We start from the raw sequence: 21,311 nt of genomic DNA on the forward strand, positions 1-21,311 counted from the left end.
AGACATGATAAGGAAAGTATTGATCGCCAACAGAGGCGAAATTGCGGTACGCATCATGCGTTCTTGTCGCGAGATGGGAATCCGCACGGTGGCCGTGTTTAGCGAAGCCGATCGCACGTCGCGCCATGTGATGTATGCCGATGAAGCCTATTTGATTGGTCCAGCGATAGCTACCAATAGCTATCTAAACATCGAGAAAATCATTGAAGTCGCTAAGGCATCGCGCGCAGACGCCATTCACCCAGGGTATGGTTTCTTGTCTGAGAATGCCACGTTTGCCCGCCGTTGCCAAGAAGAAGGCATTATCTTTATCGGACCGCGGCCGGAAACCATCGAGATGATGGGGGATAAGATTGAAGCCCGCAAATGTATGGAAAAGGCCGGCGTACCCATTGTGCCCGGTACAGAAGAACCTTTGCAAAGCGTGGAGGAGGCCATCCAACTGTGTAACCGGATAGGATATCCCGTGATGCTCAAAGCCTCGATGGGAGGCGGTGGAAAAGGCATGCGATTGATACACCACGAAGGAGAAGTAGAAGAAGCCTACAACATGGCCCGCTCCGAATCCCTTTCTTCGTTTGGAGACAATACGGTGTATTTGGAAAAATTCGTAGAAGAGCCTCATCACATTGAGTTCCAAATTTTGGGCGATAATCATGGTCATGCGATTCATCTGTTCGACCGCGAATGCTCTATCCAACGTCGGCATCAGAAGATTGTGGAAGAAAGCCCCTCTCCTTTCCTTACACCGGAATTGCGCGAAGAGATGGGTCGTTGCGCCGTGCGGGCAGCCCAGGCAGTAAACTATTCAGGAGCCGGGACCATTGAATTCCTCGTAGACAAACATCGCCATTTTTATTTCTTGGAAATGAACACCCGGCTGCAAGTAGAGCATCCGGTAACAGAAGAGGTGGTGGGCGTCGATTTGGTGAAAGAGCAAATCCGCGTGGCCAATGATGAAGTCCTCCATCTCAAGCAAGAGGACATTCACCAACGAGGCCATGCCATCGAATGCCGTATTTGCGCGGAAGATACAGAGAATAACTTTATCCCTTCGCCCGGCATCATCAAGCAACTGATGGAACCCAACGGTATCGGAGTGCGCATTGACAGTTATGTCTATGAAGGTTATGAAATCCCTATTTATTACGACCCGATGATAGGCAAGCTTATCGTATGGGCAACTACCCGCCAATATGCCATCGAACGGATGCGCCGCGTGCTTTACGAATATAAAATTACAGGGTTGAAGACGAACTTGAATTACCTGAAGCGTATCATGCACAACCCGGATTTCGTCCGTGGTGAATATAATACCTTATTTATAGAGAAGAATACCAAAACCCTTTTGCGGGCCACAGGAAGCAACGAGGAATTGGAAAATGTAGCCATGATTACGGCTTATATCGATTACCTCATGAACTTGGAAGAGAACACGAATACCCCGCAAATGGATACGCGGCCGATTAGCCGTTGGCGTGAATTTGGTTTACAGAAAGGAGTATTAAGAATTTGATATGGAAATACATATAGGAGACCGCGTCGCAGACGTGGAATTGATTAGCAAAGAAGGCAACAAGGTGCAACTATCCATCGACGGTACACCCTACGACGTGGATATTGTGATGGCTGAAAATGGAAATTGTTCCGTATTGCACGAGGGCAATTCCTTCAATGTGGAATTTATCCGAAATGAAGGTGGCAAGAAATACGACATCAACATTCTGAATCGTTCGTATGTAGTGGATATTGTGGACACGCAAGCCAAATACCTGCGCATGAAGCGGGGCAGCGAAGAGAAGCAAGACGATAAGTTGGTAGCTCCGATGCCCGGAAAGGTGGTCAAGATACCCGTGCAGGTAGGCGACCGCCTCGCGGCCGGCGATACGGCCATCGTGCTCGAGGCCATGAAGATGCAAAGTAATTACAAAGTCTCGAGCGATTGTGTAGTAAAGGAAATCTTGGTAAACGAAGGCGATACCGTCAAAGCAAACCAAGTATTGATTATGTTGGACATTATACAAGGATGAAGCAATGAAACGAGAAGAAATATACGAAAAGCTGGAAGAAATCAACAAAGAAGCCCAGCAGGGCGGCGGTGTGGATAAAATCGAGAAGCTCCACGAGCAAGGCCGCATGACCGCACGCGAACGCATCGACATGCTGCTCGACAAGGGCACGTTCAATGAATTGGATAAACTGGTGACCCACCGTTGCCATGACTTTGGCATGGAGAAGAAGCGCATCGTGGGCGACGGCATCGTGAGCGGCTATGGGAAGATCGACGGCCGCCTGGTCTTTGTCTATGCTTACGACTTTACGGCGTTCGGCGGCTCGCTGAGTGAAACCAATGCGCAGAAGATCGTCAAGGTGCAGCAATTGGCCTTGAAGAACGGGGCGCCCGTCATTGCCCTGAACGATTCGGGTGGCGCGCGTATCCAAGAGGGCATTACCGGTTTGGCCGGCTATGCTTCGATTTTCTACCAGAATACGATTTCGTCGGGCGTGATTCCGCAGATTTCCGCCATCTTAGGACCTTGCGCGGGCGGAGCGTGCTATTCGCCTGCCCTTACGGACTTTATCTTTATGGTAAAGGAACAAAGCCACATGTTCATTACCGGACCGGATGTGGTCAAGACCGTGACGAACGAGGAGATCGGTAAAGAGGAATTGGGCGGTGCCTATACGCACAGTTCGAAGAGCGGCGTCACGCATTTCATGTGCGACAACGAAGAGGAAACGCTTATGACCATCCGCGAGTTGCTTAGTTTCCTTCCCTCAAACAATATGGAAGATGCGCCCCTCAAGGCCACGACCGACGACCCAGCCCGCCAAGAGGAGTCGCTCCAAACGATCATCCCTGAAGAGCCCTCTCTTCCTTACGACATCAAAGACATCATCGAGCCGGTCTTGGACGACCAATATTTCTTCGAAATCATGCCACATTTCGCCAAGAACGTAGTGATTGGGTTCGGACGGTTGAACGGTCGTTCGGTGGGCATCGTGGCAAATCAGCCGGCACACCTGGCTGGCGTGTTGGATATCGACGCTTCCGACAAGACGGCTCGCTTCATCCGTTTCTGCGATTGCTTCAACATCCCGTTGATTACGTTTGAAGATGTACCGGGTTTCTTGCCTGGAAGCCTGCAAGAGCATAACGGTATCATCCGCCACGGGGCTAAGGTGGTCTACGCGTATGCCGAGGCGACCGTTCCGAAGATTACGCTCATCACCCGCAAAGCGTACGGGGGCGCTTACATCGTGATGTCGAGCAAGCCGACCGGTGCAGACATCAACCTGGCTTATCCGCAAGCTGAGATTGCCGTCATGGGAGCTGCCGGCGCAGTCAATATCCTGTACCGCAAATCGACTCCGGAAGAGAAGCAATCCATTGCCGAGGAATATGAAAAGACCTTCTCCAACCCCTATCGCGCAGCCGAACGAGGGTTGATTGACGAAGTCATCATGCCTCGTGATACACGCTACAAACTGATTCAGGCACTCGAGATGTGCCAGAACAAGAGCCAGAGCAATCCGCCTAAGAAGCATGGCAACATGCCGCTCTAAGGCGTTCCCAAAAAGATATTTTTTACCCTATTTAGTAGAGGTCTGACGAGAGGGCACACCCACATGTGCCCCGCTGTCGGGCCTCTTTTTTTATCCCTTTTCCTCCTCGTTTCTACCCAGACGATTCCCTCGAGTTCTTAGGACCTATTCCTGAGAGATATAGATACTCATCCCCATATAGGAGCCATAGATACCTGTACTGGTATGCACCCCTAACCAGTACAGGTAAGGATAGCATACCAGTACTGGTTACACCTACATACCAGTACAGGTATTAGGTACTCATTCTAGGATATCGTCTCTCCGGAGATAAGGGAAAGAGCGGTCGTCTTCTCAGGGAGTTTCTGCCCCGCCTCTTTGGGAAACGGGGGACGGGCTCCTTTGCAAACGGGTCCGTCAACTAAAGCTCAGCGCTTTACGCTTCACTATAAGTCCCTCTTTTCTTTCTTTATATTGGAAATAAAGGTAGAGGAAGAGAGAGAAGAGCACGATGACGCCCCCGGCAATATAAGCGGCATGGGTAATGAACGAAAGCCAGTCCAATTCCCTGGTGAAGAAGTTCTTGTAGAGGAGGACGCCGACACTGCCTAAATAGCCGAACGAATCGGAGATGCAAATCAGGAAGCTGATGTTGCTCCGGTAACGGAAAAGGGCTATCCAACGCTCGAAGAACATCGTATGGAAGCAGGCATAACACAGGTAAAGCCCGAAACCGGAGAAGACCATCCACAAGACAGGCGCCAAGGCTCCCTCGGAGAAAAGCCACGTGGACCCGAAGAGGACAAGGCCGCCAAAGAAAAAGATAATGATGTTGCTATAAAAGGCTATGCGGTTGTTGATGACGCGAATCATGCTGGCAATGATGCTCAATACCAAGATGGCAATGCATATCTCTGAAACGGCCAGGATGCCGGCGTTGTCCTCATAGCCCAATTGCGCCCAAAGCTCTACGGCGAAATTATCCCGCAAGTCCCGATAGACGGTTAGGGTGGCGTAAATCAGGGTGGAGAAGATGATTCCCCAACTAAAGGAGTGGAAGAAACGGGCACGTTCGTGGGCTGTCATCGGGGCACGTTCGCTCCGGAGCTGCTTATCCTCCTCCGAAGGGGGCGGTATTTTGCCTAAAAGCCAGACCCCCAACAAGAGGACCGGCAGGAATATCAACCCGACAAGAAATGGCATCCAGAAGTCGGACACGCCGAGGTGGACAATCAGGAACTTGCCCACCGCCTTGGTGATGCCCGACGCGGTAATGAAACTGATGCACAGCCCTGCACTCAGTAATTCCGTGTTCCTCCGCCCCTCGAGGAAGGAGATGACAATACCGAATATCATGCCCAACGGAAGCCCATTGACCACCAAACATACGACGTTGTAAGGAGGCGGGACGAGGGCAAACAGCAACAGCGCTACCCATGCAATCCCCACCAACCCCAAGATATAGGCAATGCGTTCCTTGGGTTGCATCCCCGATACAATCTTAATCCCTAAGAACTTGGAGCAGGTATAACCTATCACCTGGCTGATGATGGCTATAATCTTGAAATCAAGTCCCCAATAGGTCAGCCCCTCGAACATGGCGGCGGAAAGTGGCTTGCGGAAAGCATACATGCTCATATAGGTCAACAAAGCCGCCGCGATGCAGAGCAGGTTAAAGAGCGTCCCGTTTGTCTTGGATATAGGTGCGTTCATAAGCAGTTCTCTTCAGGGTTGATATGAATGCCTACCCGGTAAGGATTCGCACGGAGCGCATACTGGAACGCCTCTTCCGCATGCTCCAAATCGAAACCGTCGTAAATCAGGTCGGCTATCGGATAACGTTGGTAATTCTCTTGGATGAAGGTGACGGCTGTCCGGAAATCCTCCAAGTTATAGTTGTGCAATCCTTTCAACGTCAGTAGCTTGCGAATAAATTGCTCGGAGTCGATAGGAACAGGAGCTTGCGGGCAGACGCCTCCAATCCAGACAGCCGTGCCCCCGATGGCGAGAGCCTCTATCGAATCTTTCATACATTGGATATGACCGCTAAAGTCGATTGTAACATCCAGTTGGTTGTCGGTGAGCTGTTCCTTCGTCGTGTTCACCAGACGAGTGGCCCCGAACCGTTGCGCTACCGAGAGGCGTTCGTCTTGGATGTCGAGTGCGAGGATTTCCTGGGCTCCTTGGTTATGACACATGGCACAAGCGATAACGCCCAACATGCCCGCGCCCCAAATCCCCACTCGCTTCCCCTTCAACTCTCCAGCCAAGCGAAGCGAACCGGCCACAGTCGATACCGCACAATTAATAATGGCCGTCACTTGCAAAGGGACCTCTTCGCGCAACTTCAATATCGGCGTGTGTTTACGCAAGAGGGTATATTCCGCCAATCCCCCGTGCAATGAATTCTCCGGCGTAAGTTGCTCGTGTCCGTATTTGAACAAGTCGGGAGCTTTCTGGGGAATGCCTCGTTGAGCCATTTCGCCAGTTGGGTCGGAAGCGTAGATGGCCCAGGTGATACGGTCTCCTATGCAGAGCGGGTTCCCTTCGCAATCGCTCTGGGGAGCCTCCGGTCCGAAAGCTGCGATTCGCCCCACGATTTCATGCCCCAAGATGGTGGGCGACTTCTCCTTCCGTTTCCCGCCATAGGTACTTAAATCACTTCGACATAGGGTGGTATATTCATTCCGGACAAGGATTTGTCCCTCGGTCAGTGCCGGTATGGGCCAGCTCACGATTTCTAATGGCTGATTTGCTTCTCTAAAGATGACAATTTTGCTCTTCATGTCTTATTTTCCGTTTTTATTTCGGAGACAAAATTCCGGAAAGTCGGGCGATGAAAGAATGAATTTGCATGATTCATTCGGAGCGTAACCCATTCATATTATTAATTCGTGTGAATGTAGCACAATTGCAATAAGATTGTAATTCTAAGCACATCTTGTATCCAGAATTTTGCAGCGTAAACGTAAAATAAATGACTGAGGAACGTAGCATGAACGAACAAGAGAAGCTTATTGAAATATATGAATTGCTGAAGGAATTGAAAGGGAACGGAGTGAAGATGAAAGATATGGCCGAACACCTCGACCTGTCGCCCAGCGTATTATCGGGACTTTATACAACGGTCTTGCCCACGTTCAAGAAGTTATCCCAAACAATGACGTTCGAAGAGGCGCTGGGCGAATCGCTTTCCTATATTAACAACCTATCCAAGAAACGTTTGTTGGGAAGATTGGACATCATGTATGAGTACTTGAAGAACTATGATTATACGGAGACCAAAGGAGGAAAGCATCCTTTCTTACGTTCGTTGGAAGAGGAGTGTGCCGCATCGGTGCGAAAAGCGGAGGCGTTCGAGGGGCTGTATATGTCGTATAGCTGCTCCTCGTCGGTACGCGCCCTGAAGGTGGAGCCTTTCTACCTAACCGTCTCGCCCGACAAACAGAGCTTCGTCGTGGGGCGCAAGAGCGTGCATAATTCTATCCGCGAGGGCATCGGCATCATCAAAGAGCAACAGATACTTTACCTCCTGTTCAATGCCTTCCGCGAGCCGAACATGTCACTCGTGACCGTCTATCTCCAGCTCCCTTTCTTAGAAGAAATCAAGCTTTTGAAAGGGCTTTACCTGGTATTGGATTATAACAAAAATCCCATCGCGCGACGCATTGTGTTCGTACGCAAATCCGAACGTTATTCGTGGGAAGAGTTCGAGAAGATGGAGGCGCGCCTCGTTATGAAGGAAGACTTTACGGAAGAGGAGTTGCTGCTCTACAACTATACATGTGGAGACTCGGATTCGCTGAAGATGTGTACATTGCCCTCCCCGAAGCTCGACCTCCGCGACTTGCAGCTGGAGCAGGAGTGGCTTGAACTGGACAAACGCAGAGGGTGATAATCCGCTATTCCCTAGACCTTTCCCCTCCATTTCCCTAATTTTGTAACTCCTCTACCTTAAGATTTATACTTAAATACCAGTACTGGTATCTATCCATTACCAGTACAGGTATCCACTATATACCAGTACAGGTAACTACCCATTACCAGTACAGGTATGAAACCCCAACTTAAGAGCAGATGAGGTCCCTACTCATAGGAGATTCCTGCCCGAAGTCAGGAACCTTTCCGCCTTCGTCCTGCAGGAGGGCGGGGAAACAAACACAGAGCTTTTTATTTTATGGGTTCTGAAAATAAATTCTCTGTATCTCCGCGTCTCTGTGTTTAAAAATCCCCATTAGGCTACCCCCTCTGATATGGATACGGACAAAAGAAAGAGCCGTGAGAAAAATACAGAAGAAAATGGGGCAGATATTTTGTAATTCAAATATTATCCGTACCTTTGCACGCCGATTATTATCAAATTAACTAAAGTTTAGTTCTTTGCGCTTTGCCGCGCGTCAGTGTCCGGCCAAAGCAAAGCAAGAGGAGCATTTATTGGATTTATTAATTAATTAAAAACATTAAGCAGTGGATACTTTAAGTTTTAAGACCATTTCTGCGAACAAAGCAACTGTAAACAAAGAATGGGTCATCGTTGACGCTGAGGGTCAATCTTTGGGCCGCCTTTGCGCGAAGGTAGCGAAGCTTTTGCGCGGTAAGTACAAACCCAATTTCACTCCGCATGTAGATTGTGGCGACAACGTCATTATCATCAATGCAGAGAAAGTCGTTCTGACGGGAAACAAATGGAACGGCCGAGTTTATGTAAGATACACCGGATATCCGGGCGGACAGCGGGAATATACACCGGCTGATTTGCTGAAGAAAGGCCCGAGCTACCTGTATCGGAAAGTAGTAAAGGGTATGTTACCAAAGAATCGTCTGGGTGCAAAATTGTTAGGCAACTTGTATGTATATGCAGGTACGGAACACAAGCATCAGGCACAGCAGCCTAAGTCAATTGATATAAATTCTTATAAATAATAACAATGGAAGTAGTAAACGCAATAGGAAGACGTAAAGCCGCTGTAGCGCGTGTATACGTTAGCGAAGGTTCAGGTAAGATTACAATCAACAATCGCGATCTGGCAACTTACTTTCCTTCTTCAATTCTGCAGTTCGTTGTAAAGCAACCGTTGAACAAGTTGAATGTAGCAGAACAATATGATGTAAAGATCAATTTGGATGGTGGCGGTTTCAAAGGCCAAGCCGAGGCAGCTCGTCTGGGTATCGCCCGCGCGTTAGTAAAGATTAATCCAGAAGACAAGGCTACACTCCGTGCCGAAGGATTCATTACGCGTGATCCGCGTGCGGTTGAACGTAAGAAACCGGGTCGTCCAAAAGCTCGCAAGAGATTCCAGTTCAGTAAACGTTAATGTGATTTGTAAGGGATTTCTTGCAAAAACAAAGCGTTTAGTATCTAAACCGGCAGGATTCATCTTATATATAATAGGTATAGGGCGACTACCTGAAGGTTGTGTCAAACAAAAAAGAATGTAAACGATTTAAGAAAAGAAACCATGTCAAGAGTAAATTTTGATCAGTTATTGGAAGCAGGTGTTCACTTCGGACACTTAAAGAGAAAGTGGAATCCTGCAATGGCTCCTTATATCTTCATGGAGCGCAATGGTATTCATATCATTGACCTTTATAAAACAGTTGCTAAAGTAGATGAAGCAGCAGAAGTATTGAAAAACCTGGCTAAGCAAGGTAAGAAGGTACTTTTCGTTGCTACCAAGAAACAAGCTAAACAAGTGATAGCTGAGAAAGCTGCCGCTGTAGGTATGCCTTACGTCATCGAACGCTGGCCGGGGGGTATGTTGACAAACTTCCCGACTATTCGTAAAGCCGTTAAGAAGATGGCTACAATCGACAAGATGACGAAGGATGGTACATTTGATAATTTATCGAAGCGCGAGAAATTGCAAATCACTCGTCAACGTGCCAAGTTGGAAAAGACATTAGGTTCTATTGCTGATTTGACGCGTCTGCCGTCTGCTTTGTTTGTAGTTGACGTGTTGAAAGAACATATTGCCGTACGTGAAGCAAACCGTTTGGGTATTCCGGTATTCGGTATGGTTGATACAAACTCAGATCCGACTAATATCGACTACGTTATCCCGGCCAACGATGATGCTACGAAGTCTGTAGAAGTAATCGTAGGTGCTATGTGCGAAGCTATGAACGAAGGATTGCAAGAACGTAAAGCTGAAAAGGTAGATGCAGAAGCAGCAGGCGAAGGTGAAAACGCTCCGAAGCGCGAACGCCGTGCTAAAGCAGCTAAAAAAGATCAGCGCGCCAAGAAAGAAGATAGCGACGCAATGAATGCGAATATCTCGGCTAAGTACGCAAAAGACGAAGAGTAATTACGATAATACCAAATTATAAGGATTAAAGATTATGGCAGTTACAATGGCTGATATCCAGCACTTGCGTAAAATGAGCGGTGCCGGAATGATGGATTGCAAGAAGGCTTTGGAAGAAGCAAACAACGATTACGACAAGGCGATGGAAATCATTCGCAAGAAAGGTCAAGCAGTCGCTGCTAAACGTTCGGATCGTGAAGCGTCTGAAGGTTGTGTATTGGCAGCTGACCAAGGCGAGTTTGCAGCAGTCGTAGCAGTAAAATGCGAAACAGACTTCGTTGCTAAGAATGCAGATTTCGTAGCTTTGACGAAAGATATTTTGAACTTGGCGATGGACAAAAAGCCGGCTTCGAAAGAAGAACTGTTGGCAGCTCCGTTGGCCGACGGACGTTCGGTTCAAGAGCATATTACAGATCGCTCAGGTATCACAGGCGAAAAAATGGAATTGGGTACGTATGAATTCGTAAATGGCGCTTCTACCATTTCTTATATTCATCCGGGAAACAAGCTTGCTACTGTAGTAGCTTTCAATCAAGCTGAGGTTGAACACCAAATGGCTCGCGACGTGGCTATGCAAGTAGCTGCTATGAATCCGGTTGCTGTACGTGCTGAAGAGGTTCCGCAGCATATATTGGATCAAGAGCTGGAGATTGCAAAAGACAAAGCACGCGAAGCTGGCAAACCGGAAAACTTGTTAGACCGTATCGCACAAGGTGCTTTGCAGAAGTATTTCAAAGAGAATACTTTATTGCAGCAGGAATTTATCAAAGATGCAAAAATCAATATCGAACAATATTTGCACTCTGCGAATAAAGATCTGACTGTAAATGCATTCAAGCGCTTTACTTTGAACGCTGACTAAACAGTTTTGTTCATAATAGACTTATTAAATAGGAGGAAAACAATCCTGTTTTCTTCCTATTTTTTTCTTTATATTGAAAGGAAATATATAAACAAAGGCCTGGGAGTTGGTATTCTTTATCCAACTTCCAGGCCTTCTCTGTTTAAATTTTCTCTTAACAAACGTTTTTTTTACCAAACGACTGGTTCACTTAGGATATTACCATCAGTGGCATCTTCAGCAGTAAATGTATTCGCTTTATACTGAACGCAAAGCATCACCAACGGTTCTTTTCCGTTATTGCGTACCGAACGTTTCCCAGCTGGTGCTACGCGTACTACGCTTCCCTCCTGAATCGGGAACACTTTTCCATCTACTTGGAATTCACCCTGCCCGCTTAAGAAGAAATAAAGCTCTTCATGATTCTTGTGAGTATGCAGGAATCCCGTCTCTGTACCTGGCGCAAACGATTGGAAAGAGAAGTCGCTTCCCGTCGCTCCTACCGTCGTCCCCCCAAATACCTTACCTGGAATCTTTACTTCCGGACCTAATTCCAATACATAATCACTCAGTTCGTTCATTTTGCCTACGTTAGCGGCCGTAAAATTCTCCGATGCCGCAATCTTTTCCATACTTTTCATACGATTTTCCTTTAAATAGTTTGACTTCATTTCTAATGACAGGACAAAGGTAGAGCAAGACTTTTTCCCTTGCAATAAGGCACTTAAAACGCTCTTTGTTACCGGCATGAAACTATTGTTGAAGCAGAGATATTTGCAAAAAGCAGTTTTATACAAATTTAACTTCTTCGCTTTTTCGCCATGCCTCTTGCTCCAAAGTTAAAAGTTCCCTTACAAAACTTTCTTTTCCGCCTACCTATTCTTCACATATCGGCGATACTTCTTTATCTTTAGGCTAAAGATATACAAATATCGTCGATACTTATACAAACATCGTCGATATTTGTAGAAACAATGGGCAGTTCCGAAACTTTTCCCGGCATGATTACAAGTTTAGGAAAAGGCTGTTTCTAAAATTCTTTCCGTTAAATTTTCAGGAAGCTCTTTCATTTTACGCTAATTATGCGTTATTTTGCATACGCAAAACGATAAAGGAAGGAAAAACAACATGGCATGTCGTTGGTTTTTATTCTATGAAGACAAGTTATTGCTTGAGAAAGAGGCAAATGAATACATAATACCTGTCGGAGACAAGCCTCCTTTCGAGACCGATGAAACGTTTGCGGTCGCTTTGGAAGGTGTACCGTCTGCCCAAGCCGCCTCTTTGAAGGAGGAGATAAATGCTAACGAACGGTTTCAACTTGTGGGCTTGCGGGCAAGCTGGGATTATTTGCCTCGCGAATGGTATAAGCGAGCAGGAAAAGCCTACCAGCTGGTGCATTGGGACCGACATAGCCGGTTTTGTCCGCAATGCGGGGCGAAGTTGGTACGCAGTTCGTTGATTTGTAAGCGATGCAAAACATGCCACGGGGAGTATTATCCGGTGATTTCACCCGCCATTATCGTTTTAATTCGGAAAGGAGACGAGGTATTGCTGGTGCATGCCCGCAATTTTAAAGGCAACTTTCGAGGGTTAGTGGCCGGTTTCCTCGAAGTAGGCGAAACGTTGGAAGCGTGTGTCTGCCGGGAGGTTCGTGAAGAAACAGGGTTAAGCATCAAGAATTTAACTTACTTCGGAAGTCAACCTTGGCCCTATCCGAGCGGGATTATGATTGGATTCTTTGCCGATTATGCAGGCGGAGCTATCCATTTGCAAGACGAAGAACTGAACGCAGGTTCGTTCTTTACGCGAGACAATCTGCCAGTTCTGCCTCAAAAATTAAGTATTGCTCGCCGTATGATTGATTATTGGTTGGCAGGCGAGCAGGGTGAAAAACCCGAATTTTGAGTAAAAAGAGTTGAATACTAATTATAAACGTTTATGCGCTGCGGGGCATTGAATGCATTTCGCAGGTCATTATTAACTATTTATTAAAACAACTATTTGCATATCATGTTGTGAATTCAAAATCTTCGCGACGAAGACCGTTGAATTAAGAATGAAGAACCGGAAGGCCTAAAACCCAACGATTCTTCATTCATTTTTTGCATCAAAGGACTTTACCGAGGTATTCCCTCAATGAAGCTACATACGCATCCAAGGCTTCCCGTCCTTTATTAGTCAGGCGGCAAGAAGTGCGCGGTTTTTTACCCACAATTTCCTTTCGGACTTCAATATAACCCGCATTCGAAAGCTTATCAAGCTGGATACTCAAATTTCCAGACGTAGCTTCCGTCTTTGCTTTAAGGTAATTGAAATCCGCTTCTTCGACCGAAAGCAACAAAGAAATAATAGCCAAGCGAAGCTGTGAATGCAACAAAGGATCGAGTTCTCTCATGATTATTGGATTTTACTTCTAACAATGTGTGCAGGTATTATCATAAAAATCAAGAAAGAGAACCCGAAGAAGAGATTCCACATATTGGTACAACTCCCTTCTACAAGCATAAATACAGCGGTCAGCAACCCGACGAGCGGCGTCCACACAAACCACTTTTCTTTAATCACAAGCCCCGTCATCGAAGTGCCAATACCGGCATAAATGAGGGACAAAGGCATCATCAACGAGAAATCAATCCGCCCAACCCCCAAACCAACGGCCAAGATGACAAAGATGGTCAGCACGAACATGCTACCGATTATTTTCCAGATATGGCCCAACATTTCGCCCAAATAGGTAGTGACTTCCTGCTTCCTCCGGTTCGAATGAATCAAAGTCCATATATAAGGAAGAAACATAGCAAACCAAACAGCCATAAATTCTTGTTGCCCCGTCAGCTGGATGCCAACCCAAGCTACAATCGAAATAAGTACGGCCGCATATCCATAAAGTAAGAACGCATTGTAATCTTGCTTCATAGACGCTTCTTTCTTTGTCTTTCTTATCATCTCTGCGATAAGTTCGATGCTTTCCATTTCAGTAATCTTTCTGTCTTCCATAATCTTAATCATTTAAATCGCTTTATTTTATAAACTATATTTACCTTAAAAAAGCAAGCCTGCGCGCCGTTGCTTGCCTTTTATAGCACAAAGGTAAAGAAGTTTATTTTATAAACCAAACTATATACAAACTTTTTCACGAAAAAATTTACTGTCCAACAGGAGGTCCTGTCCCGATAGCCAATCCATACTTTGAAACAAGCATTTAGCGTCGATTGGAAGAAGCAGCACCATATATCTGTATTTCAACAAGTTGCTTGCAACAAACCGATACTTCAGAAAACCACTTCCGACAGGTATGGGAAGTATCTTCGACACTTATAGGAAGTGTCCCCGACACTTATGGGAAGTGTCATTGACACTTATGTGAAGTGTCGGGCATACTTATGGGAAGTGTCGGCAACACTTCCTATACCTGTCGGTACCCCTCAGCCTGGAGAGCCTTTTTCGACACCAAAGATATCCAAGAGACCTCAAGAGTCGCTATATCGAATCCCCTTTCGTATTGCGCCATTCAAGGAAAAGATGTACCTTTGTAACGTTATTGAGATTCGAGTATTTATCAAATAAACAAATCATATATGATTCTATTCTTTCAATCTCCTACAAAAACGGTGCTGGCGGTAGAGGCCAAGCATTCGTTTACACCGGAAGAGACGCAAAAGCTCGTATGGCTTTTTAGCGGAGCCAAGCCGGTAGAGGCTGAGACACTGGGCGGATGGTTCGTCGGTCCGCGCCGCGAAATGATTACGCCGTGGAGTACGAACGCCGTGGAAATTACCCAAAACATGGGACTGGAGGGCATCGGCCGTATCGAGGAATACTTCCCGGTATCGTCGGGCGAGGCAGCACATGACCCGATGCTCCAGCGCATTTACAACGGGCTGGACCAAAATATCTTTACGATTGACAAGCAGCCAGACCCGATTGTCTATATCGAGGATTTGGAAGCCTACAACCAGCAGGAAGGTTTGGCGTTGAGCGCAGAGGAAATCGCCTATTTGAAGGAAGTGAGTGAGAAAATCGGCCGGAAGCTGACGGACAGCGAGGTGTTCGGCTTCTCGCAAGTGAACTCCGAGCATTGCCGCCACAAGATTTTCGGCGGAACCTTCATCATCGACGGCGAGGAGAAGGAAAGTTCGCTCTTCGGACTGATCAAGAAGACATCGGCAGAGAATCCGAACAAGTTGGTTTCGGCGTATAAGGATAACGTGGCGTTCAATGAGGGTCCGACCGTGGAGCAGTTCGCCCCGAAGAGCGGTGACAAGCCCGATTTCTATGAGGTAAAGGAAATCCCGACGGTCATCTCCCTGAAAGCCGAGACGCATAACTTCCCGACGACGGTAGAACCGTTCAACGGAGCCGCAACCGGTTCGGGTGGTGAAATCCGCGACCGTCTGGGCGGTGGCCGTGCCTCATTGCCGCTTGCCGGAACGGCGGTTTACATGACGTCTTATCCTCGCACAGAGGGAGCACGCGAGTGGGAGAAGATACTCGACCCGCGCCCGTGGCTCTATCAGACGCCGGAGCAAATCCTGATTAAAGCGTCGAATGGTGCATCCGATTTCGGAAACAAATTCGGTCAACCGCTGATTTGCGGTTCGTTGCTGACGTTCGAGCATGCAGAAAATAATAAGAAATACGCTTACGATAAGGTTATCATGCTGGCCGGTGGTGTGGGTTATGCCAATAAGCGCGATGCCCTGAAGGGTGAGCCGAAGCCGGGCGAGGAAGTGGTCGTTCTCGGTGGCGATAATTATCGTATCGGAATGGGTGGTGGTGCTGTATCGTCTGTGAATACGGGCCAGTACACGAGCGGTATCGAGTTGAATGCCGTTCAGCGTGCCAATCCGGAAATGCAGAAGCGTGTGGCGAATGTGATTCGTACCATCGCGGAATCGGATGACAACCCAATCGTTTCAATCCACGACCACGGTGCAGGCGGACACTTGAACTGCCTCTCTGAGTTGGTGGAGGCAACCGGTGGCCACATTGACATGAGCAAACTACCGATTGGCGACCCGACACTTTCAGCTAAAGAAATCATCGGAAACGAAAGCCAAGAGCGTATGGGTATCCTGATGGAAGAAAAGGATGTGGAGCGTGTACGTCGGATTGCCGACCGCGAGCGTTCGCCGATGTACGTGGTAGGTGAGACAACCGACGATATGAAGTTTGTCTTCGAGCAGGCAGACGGCGTGAAGCCCATCGACATCAAGCTGGAATATATGTTCGGAAAGCCGCCGCGCACCATCATGAAAGACCATACGGTGGAAGAACATTACCAGCCGGTCGTTTATAAGGAATCTGAATTGCACCACTATTTGGAGAACGTCTTGCAGTTGGAGGCTGTTGCCTGCAAGGATTGGCTGACAAACAAGGTGGACCGCTCGGTATCCGGAAAAGTAGCGCGCCAGCAATGTCAGGGCGAGTTGCAGTTACCGTTGAGCGACTTGGGTGCGGTAGCGTTGGACTATCGAGGCAAGTCGGGTATCGCGACATCCATCGGTCATGCACCGCAAGTAGCGATGGTGGATCCGGCAGCGGGTTCGGTGATGGCCATTGCCGAGGCTTTGACGAACATCGTGTTCGCGCCGCTTGCCGATAAGCTGACCGGCGTTTCGCTGAGTGCAAACTGGATGTGGCCGTGCCGAAACGAGGGCGAAGATGCTCGTTTGTATAAGGCCGTTCAGGCTGCATCGGACTTCGCGATTGCCTTAGGAATTAACATCCCGACGGGTAAGGACTCCCTCTCGATGACGCAGAAGTATGGCGACGATAAGGTGATTTCTCCGGGTACGGTGATTATCTCTGCCGGTGCGGAAGTGAGCGACGTGAAGAAAATCGTCTCTCCGGTCTTGGCGCACGATAAGAATACACATATATATTATATAGACTTCTCATTCGACGGACTGAAGCTGGGCGGTTCTGCCTTGGCGCAGACGTTAAACAAGCTGGGTGATGAGGTTCCGACCGTGAAGGATGCGGAATACTTCAGCGATGCCTTTAACGCCGTTCAGGATGCCATCGAAAAAGGTTTGATTCTTGCCGGACACGATATTTCTGCCGGAGGTATGATTACCACGTTGCTGGAAATGTGCTTCGCCAACGTAGAAGGCGGTCTGGAAGTAAATCTTGATAAGATTAACGAACAGGATATCGTGAAGATTCTCTTTGCCGAGAATCCGGGTATCATCGTTCAGGTGAAAGACAAGAAGGCATTCGAAAAGTTGATGCAGGAAGCGGGTGTAGGCTTTGCCGAAATCGCGAAACCGACGGATGAACGTCATATCCTCGTTTCAAAAGACGGCATCCAGTATCACTTCGGCATCGATTATATGCGCGATGTTTGGTATGAATCTTCTTATAAGTTAGATTGCAAGCAGAGTGGCGATACTTGCGCAGGCAATCGTTTCGAGAATTACAAGATGCAGCCGCTGGAATTCAAGTATCCGAAGGGCTTCACGGGTAAGTTGGCCGATTTGGGCTTGACGTTCGACCGCAAGGGACAGAGCGGCATCCGGGCAGCGGTTATCCGCGAGAAGGGTTGCCAGTGCGAGCGCGAAACTTCTTACGCACTTTATTTGGCAGGCTTCGACGTGAAGGATGTCCACATGACGGACTTGGCAAGCGGCCGCGAGACGCTGGAAGATGTCAATCTGATTGTCTTCTGCGGTGGATTCTCCAACTCGGATGTATTAGGCTCGGCGAAAGGTTGGGCTGCCGGCATCCTCTTCAACGAAAAGGCGAAGAAGGCTATCGACAACTTCTACGCCCGCAAAGATACGTTGAGCTTGGGTATCTGCAACGGTTGTCAGCTGATGGCGGAACTGGGTGTTATCTATCCGGAGCACGCCGAGAAGCACAAGATGTTGCACAACGATTCACACAAGTTTGAATCGAATTTCGTAACATTGGAGATTCCGAAGAACCACTCTGTAATGTTCGGTTCGCTGAGCGGAAGCAAGATAGGTGCTTGGGTAGCTCATGGCGAAGGCAAGTTCGGCTTCCCATACGAAGAGAAGGAATACCACATTGTAGCGAAGTATAACTACGAAGGCTATCCGGCTAACCCGAACGGCTCGCCGTGGTCTGTTGCCGGTGTTTGCTCGCACGATGGTCGTCATTTGGCCTTGATGCCGCACTTGGAACGCGCGATGTTCCCGTGGCAATGCGGTTATTATCCTGCCGACCGCAAGGGCGACGAGGTTACGCCGTGGATTGAGGCGTTCGTCAATGCACGCAAGTGGATTGGGGCTACAAAGCAATAATACAATAGCAATTGATAAATATATTTTTTCATCGGGGCACGGACGCTGTGAAGCATCCGTGCTTTTTTGCGTATATCAGCTTCTTGATTATTAATCAAACACTTACTATTTCTCTTAAGGGATGAATTACCACGCTATAGAGTTGTCGGACATAACTCTTAAGAGTTACCGATTACAACTCTTAAGAGTTACCGGACACAACTCTTAAGAGTTTCCGAGACCCACTCTTAAGAGTTATCGAGAGAGACTCTTAGGCATCTCTTTCGGAGACATTTGGAAAGGTTTTCACCTCCACACCTACCCCTTCCGCTCCCCGCTCTCTTACACATTTTTTACCCAATCGCAAAGAAATCCCAATTTTTATTCTTAACTTTGAAACCGGATAAAAAATAAAGCAAATGCTACACATGAAACTATTCGCAATCAAACTATTTTGCACCTTGGGCATGTCCCTCTGCTGGCTTCAATCCGGGGCGCAAACCCTGAACGAAGCCAAACAGCTATACGAAGAAGAGAAGTACGCAGAGGCCAAACCGGCGTTCGAGAAGTTCGTCAAGCAATCGCCCAGCAATTCATCATACAACCTTTGGTATGGCGTATGTTGCCTGAAGACAGGCGATTTGGAAGCTGCCGAGAAGCCGCTCGCGTTTGCCGTGAAACGTAAACAAATCGAAGCATTCCGTTACCGGGGCGACCTTTGCTTCCTCACCTACCGCATGGAGGAAGCGGTCGATATGTACGAACAATACCTCGAATGGCTGGAAAAGAAGAAGCGGGATACGGCGTATGCCGAGCAGCGGCTGGACTTGATGGAAGACGCGCTCCGCATGATGGAACGGACGGAAGATGTGCAGATTATCGATAGCATGGTGGTCGGGAAAGAGGATTTCCTGCAGGCTTATACCTTAAGCGAAGAGAGCGGTTCGATAGCGCCCTTCCACGCGTTTTTCGACGAAACGGATGTCCAAACATCCGTCTATATGAACCAGAAGAAAAACAAAATCTATTATGCGCAACCGGCCGATAGCACCTATCGCCTCTTTACGCGCTCGCTCCTATTGGACAAATGGGCCGACGAGAAGCGCTTGCCCATGAACGACGAGGCGGGTGCGGACGACAATTACCCCTTCGTCATGCCCGATGGCGTCACGATCTATTACGCCTCGACAGGCAATGGTGCGCTGGGGGGATACGACCTCTTCGTAACGCGCTACAACCTGAACTCTGATACCTACCTGGCTCCAGAACAATTGGGGATGCCCTTTAACTCGCCCTACAACGATTACCTGATTGTCTTCGACGCAGTCAAGGGACTGGGCTGGTTCGTCTCCGATAGATTCCAACCCGAAGGACAAGTGTGTGTCTATCTGTTCATTCCGAATGAACATCCGGTACGAGTCGAGACAGACGACATCGAACTGAAACGGGCACGGGCTTCCGTCCGCTCGATACGCGACTCGTGGCGGAAAGGCGAAGCAGATTATGCCGAACTCATCCAATTGGCCCATCAAGAAATACCCTTTGGTAAACCCCAGATAGAGAAAGACTTCGAACTGGTCATCCAAGACGACCACGTGTACTATAAATGGGAAGATATCCAATCTTCCGAAGCACGCTCCATCTACCAAAAAGCCCATACGATGAAGCAGGAACTGGAAGGCATTGAAAAGAAACTCACGCCTCAGCGCATGGATTATACCCTGACGAACAGTACCGAGCGGAAAGAACAACTGGCCGCCTCCATCCTGCACATGGAAGAGCGACGAAACGAATTGCAGGCCCAAATAAAGGAACTGGAAAAGCAAGCCCGCAATGCGGAAATCCGATACTTAAAACTAAAATAAGAAGGCTATGATGACCGAACTTTTGATTCTCATGATTGTAATGATTGTCGCCATCGTATTAGGATTGGTGGAAATCTTCCTGCTACCGGGATTGACGTTTGCAGGCATAGGCGGATTGCTCTTTGCCAGCGGTGGTTTATATTACGCTTATAGCCTAAGCAGTACGATTGGGAATTGGACCCTATTCTCGGCATTGGCCATTTTCTGCGTAGGCGTAGTATGGTTTATGCGTTCGCGATCTATCAATCGGATAGCTTTGCATACAGATGTAAATTCGCGATTGGAATCGTGTAGCGAACAAGGCATCCAGGTAGGAGACGAAGGCATAGCGCTCTCCCGTCTGGCACCTATCGGCAAAGCTCAAATCGGAACAACGATTGTCGAAGCGAAGTCTGAAACTGAGTTCATAGACGAAAAGACCCCCATTGTGGTCGTACGCGTCGAAGGATATAACGTGATTGTAAAACGAAAATAGTTACATTTAAATCTAAAATAAACGAGAACGATGATGGATCTTAGTTACTTTCCATTGGCTATCGCCGGAGCCGTGTTGCTTCTGCTGGCGATCTTTTTCTATTATGTGCCGTTCCTGCTTTGGATTTCGGCAAAAGTATCGGGCGTGAATATCTCATTGCTCCAACTCTTCTTGATGCGCATTCGAAAAGTACCGCCTTACATCATTACGCAAGCCATGATTGAAGCCCATAAAGCTGGCTTGAAAAGTTTGACGCGCGACGAACTGGAAGCGCATTATTTGGCAGGTGGACATGTGGAAAAGGTAGTACACGCCTTGGTTTCGGCTTCGAAAGCGAATATTGAATTGACTTTTCAGATGGCAACAGCTATTGACTTGGCAGGCCGTGACGTATTTGAAGCCGTGCAAATGTCCGTAAATCCGAAAGTCATCAATACACCGCCTGTGACCGCCGTAGCCAAGGATGGTATCCAGTTGATAGCCAAAGCTCGCGTGACGGTACGCGCCAATATCAAACAATTGGTCGGTGGTGCGGGCGAAGAGACCGTATTAGCCCGTGTAGGCGAAGGAATTGTCTCTTCTATTGGTTCCTCCGAATCGCATAAGTCCGTCTTAGAGAATCCCGATTCCATCTCGAAGTTAGTGTTGCGCAAAGGATTGGATGCCGGAACAGCCTTCGAGATTCTTTCTATTGATATTGCCGACATTGACATAGGAAAGAACATCGGTGCTTACTTACAAATGGATCAAGCCCAAGCTGATAAGAATATCGCACAAGCCAAAGCCGAAGAACGTCGCGCCATGGCCGTCGCCCTCGAACAAGAGATGAAAGCGAAAGCACAAGAAGCTCGTGCGAAAGTAATTGAAGCCGAAGCAGAAGTACCCAAGGCGATGTCAGATGCTTTCCGAAGTGGAAATCTCGGTGTGATGGATTACTATCGAATGAAGAATATTGAGGCAGATACATCCATGCGCGAATCGATTGCCAAACCGAATCCGAGTACTACATCTAAACCTTTAAAAGACTAA

Annotated in this window: 18 protein-coding genes; 13 read left to right on the plus strand and 5 right to left on the minus strand. The window is 47.9% G+C overall.

The features are described from left to right. The first annotated feature begins 4 nt into the window (after positions 1-4). The 3 genes from accC to B5F77_RS02995 are packed head-to-tail and all read left to right on the plus strand — an operon-like array spanning position 5 to position 3,567. Complete coding sequence (accC, locus tag B5F77_RS02985) at positions 5-1,516, plus strand: acetyl-CoA carboxylase biotin carboxylase subunit (protein WP_087327437.1); 1,512 nt, start codon at positions 5-7, stop codon at positions 1,514-1,516. Between the two features lies 1 nt (position 1,517). Beyond that, the gene (locus tag B5F77_RS02990) at positions 1,518-2,030 is read left to right on the plus strand and encodes an acetyl-CoA carboxylase biotin carboxyl carrier protein subunit (protein ID WP_087327441.1); all 513 of its coding nucleotides are present in this window, start codon (positions 1,518-1,520) and stop codon (positions 2,028-2,030) included. A gap of 4 nt (positions 2,031-2,034) precedes the next feature. Continuing rightward, positions 2,035-3,567, plus strand: a complete 1,533-nt coding sequence (locus B5F77_RS02995; RefSeq protein WP_087327444.1) for an acyl-CoA carboxylase subunit beta — start codon at positions 2,035-2,037, stop codon at positions 3,565-3,567. 396 nt (positions 3,568-3,963) lie between these two features. Here B5F77_RS02995 and B5F77_RS03000 read toward each other — a convergent pair whose 3' ends face one another. Together B5F77_RS03000 and B5F77_RS03005 are read right to left on the minus strand one after the other, a co-directional pair. Continuing rightward, positions 3,964-5,259, minus strand: coding sequence for a DUF5690 family protein (locus B5F77_RS03000; protein WP_087327446.1), 1,296 nt, complete (start codon positions 5,257-5,259; stop codon positions 3,964-3,966). Further along, positions 5,256-6,332, minus strand: a complete 1,077-nt coding sequence (locus B5F77_RS03005; protein ID WP_087327448.1) for a zinc-binding dehydrogenase — start codon at positions 6,330-6,332, stop codon at positions 5,256-5,258. The genes B5F77_RS03000 and B5F77_RS03005 overlap by 4 nt, the downstream gene beginning before the upstream one ends. Before the next feature lie 191 nt (positions 6,333-6,523). Between B5F77_RS03005 and B5F77_RS03010 the strand changes: the two genes are divergently transcribed. The 5 genes from B5F77_RS03010 to tsf all read left to right on the plus strand — a co-directional run bounded on the left by B5F77_RS03010 (position 6,524) and on the right by tsf (position 10,713). Then, positions 6,524-7,441 carry a hypothetical protein gene (locus tag B5F77_RS03010; RefSeq protein ID WP_087327451.1) on the plus strand — a complete coding sequence of 306 codons (918 nt, stop codon included), beginning with the start codon at positions 6,524-6,526 and terminating at the stop codon, positions 7,439-7,441. A gap of 572 nt (positions 7,442-8,013) precedes the next feature. After that, positions 8,014-8,469, plus strand: coding sequence for a 50S ribosomal protein L13 (gene rplM, locus B5F77_RS03015; protein ID WP_087327453.1), 456 nt, complete (start codon positions 8,014-8,016; stop codon positions 8,467-8,469). A 5-nt stretch (positions 8,470-8,474) separates the two neighbouring features. Beyond that, positions 8,475-8,861 carry a 30S ribosomal protein S9 gene (rpsI, locus tag B5F77_RS03020; RefSeq protein ID WP_087327455.1) on the plus strand — a complete coding sequence of 129 codons (387 nt, stop codon included), beginning with the start codon at positions 8,475-8,477 and terminating at the stop codon, positions 8,859-8,861. 144 nt (positions 8,862-9,005) lie between these two features. Continuing rightward, a complete protein-coding gene (gene rpsB, locus B5F77_RS03025; RefSeq protein WP_087327458.1) occupies positions 9,006-9,851 on the plus strand; it encodes a 30S ribosomal protein S2 in 846 nt (281 codons plus the stop codon). Between the two features lie 34 nt (positions 9,852-9,885). Next, positions 9,886-10,713, plus strand: coding sequence for a translation elongation factor Ts (tsf, locus tag B5F77_RS03030; protein WP_087327461.1), 828 nt, complete (start codon positions 9,886-9,888; stop codon positions 10,711-10,713). A gap of 170 nt (positions 10,714-10,883) precedes the next feature. Here the strand turns inward: tsf and B5F77_RS03035 are convergent, their stop codons facing one another. Then, positions 10,884-11,333 (minus strand): cupin domain-containing protein, encoded by a 450-nt coding sequence (locus B5F77_RS03035; protein WP_087327707.1) that lies wholly within the window; start codon positions 11,331-11,333, stop codon positions 10,884-10,886. A 487-nt stretch (positions 11,334-11,820) separates the two neighbouring features. Here B5F77_RS03035 and nudC point away from each other — a divergent pair, with 487 nt between their 5' ends. After that, positions 11,821-12,600 carry an NAD(+) diphosphatase gene (gene nudC, locus B5F77_RS03040; RefSeq protein ID WP_087327464.1) on the plus strand — a complete coding sequence of 260 codons (780 nt, stop codon included), beginning with the start codon at positions 11,821-11,823 and terminating at the stop codon, positions 12,598-12,600. Between the two features lie 202 nt (positions 12,601-12,802). On the opposite strand, the gene B5F77_RS03045 is transcribed toward nudC, so the two are convergent. Further along, positions 12,803-13,093, minus strand: a complete 291-nt coding sequence (locus tag B5F77_RS03045) for a transcriptional regulator (RefSeq protein ID WP_087327465.1) — start codon at positions 13,091-13,093, stop codon at positions 12,803-12,805. Further along, a complete protein-coding gene (locus tag B5F77_RS03050; protein ID WP_140392801.1) occupies positions 13,093-13,692 on the minus strand; it encodes a hypothetical protein in 600 nt (199 codons plus the stop codon). The genes B5F77_RS03045 and B5F77_RS03050 overlap by 1 nt, the downstream gene beginning before the upstream one ends. A gap of 581 nt (positions 13,693-14,273) precedes the next feature. Here B5F77_RS03050 and purL point away from each other — a divergent pair. The 4 genes from purL (at position 14,274) to floA (ending at position 21,311) form a co-directional block, all read left to right on the plus strand. Further along, positions 14,274-17,963: a phosphoribosylformylglycinamidine synthase gene (purL, locus tag B5F77_RS03055; RefSeq protein ID WP_087327469.1), complete on the plus strand. Its 3,690-nt coding sequence runs from the start codon at positions 14,274-14,276 to the stop codon at positions 17,961-17,963. Positions 17,964-18,370: 407 nt separating this feature from the next. Beyond that, positions 18,371-19,807 (plus strand): tetratricopeptide repeat protein, encoded by a 1,437-nt coding sequence (locus tag B5F77_RS03060; RefSeq protein WP_087327472.1) that lies wholly within the window; start codon positions 18,371-18,373, stop codon positions 19,805-19,807. A 7-nt stretch (positions 19,808-19,814) separates the two neighbouring features. Beyond that, the gene (locus B5F77_RS03065) at positions 19,815-20,282 is read left to right on the plus strand and encodes an NfeD family protein (protein ID WP_087327475.1); all 468 of its coding nucleotides are present in this window, start codon (positions 19,815-19,817) and stop codon (positions 20,280-20,282) included. Positions 20,283-20,315: 33 nt separating this feature from the next. Beyond that, entirely contained in the window at positions 20,316-21,311 is a 996-nt protein-coding gene (gene floA, locus B5F77_RS03070; RefSeq protein WP_087327710.1) for a flotillin-like protein FloA, read from the plus strand.

This window comes from Parabacteroides sp. An277 (assembly GCF_002159645.1).
In the GTDB taxonomy this organism is placed as follows: domain Bacteria; phylum Bacteroidota; class Bacteroidia; order Bacteroidales; family Tannerellaceae; genus Parabacteroides.

Bases quoted from the DNA above. Each gene is read 5' to 3' on its own strand.
- B5F77_RS03000 (WP_087327446.1), bottom strand. From the start codon at position 5,259: ATGAACGCACCTATATCCAAGACAAACGGGACGCTCTTTAACCTGCTC.
- B5F77_RS02990 (WP_087327441.1), top strand. From the start codon at position 1,518: ATGGAAATACATATAGGAGACCGCGTCGCAGACGTGGAATTGATTAGC.
- tsf (WP_087327461.1), top strand. From the start codon at position 9,886: ATGGCAGTTACAATGGCTGATATCCAGCACTTGCGTAAAATGAGCGGT.
- rpsI (WP_087327455.1), top strand. From the start codon at position 8,475: ATGGAAGTAGTAAACGCAATAGGAAGACGTAAAGCCGCTGTAGCGCGT.
- B5F77_RS03010 (WP_087327451.1), top strand. From the start codon at position 6,524: ATGACTGAGGAACGTAGCATGAACGAACAAGAGAAGCTTATTGAAATA.
- purL (WP_087327469.1), top strand. From the start codon at position 14,274: ATGATTCTATTCTTTCAATCTCCTACAAAAACGGTGCTGGCGGTAGAG.
- B5F77_RS03065 (WP_087327475.1), top strand. From the start codon at position 19,815: ATGATGACCGAACTTTTGATTCTCATGATTGTAATGATTGTCGCCATC.
- rpsB (WP_087327458.1), top strand. From the start codon at position 9,006: ATGTCAAGAGTAAATTTTGATCAGTTATTGGAAGCAGGTGTTCACTTC.
- floA (WP_087327710.1), top strand. From the start codon at position 20,316: ATGGATCTTAGTTACTTTCCATTGGCTATCGCCGGAGCCGTGTTGCTT.
- B5F77_RS03060 (WP_087327472.1), top strand. From the start codon at position 18,371: ATGAAACTATTCGCAATCAAACTATTTTGCACCTTGGGCATGTCCCTC.
- B5F77_RS03005 (WP_087327448.1), bottom strand. From the start codon at position 6,332: ATGAAGAGCAAAATTGTCATCTTTAGAGAAGCAAATCAGCCATTAGAA.
- B5F77_RS03035 (WP_087327707.1), bottom strand. From the start codon at position 11,333: ATGAAAAGTATGGAAAAGATTGCGGCATCGGAGAATTTTACGGCCGCT.
- B5F77_RS03050 (WP_140392801.1), bottom strand. From the start codon at position 13,692: ATGGAAGACAGAAAGATTACTGAAATGGAAAGCATCGAACTTATCGCA.
- accC (WP_087327437.1), top strand. From the start codon at position 5: ATGATAAGGAAAGTATTGATCGCCAACAGAGGCGAAATTGCGGTACGC.
- B5F77_RS02995 (WP_087327444.1), top strand. From the start codon at position 2,035: ATGAAACGAGAAGAAATATACGAAAAGCTGGAAGAAATCAACAAAGAA.
- nudC (WP_087327464.1), top strand. From the start codon at position 11,821: ATGGCATGTCGTTGGTTTTTATTCTATGAAGACAAGTTATTGCTTGAG.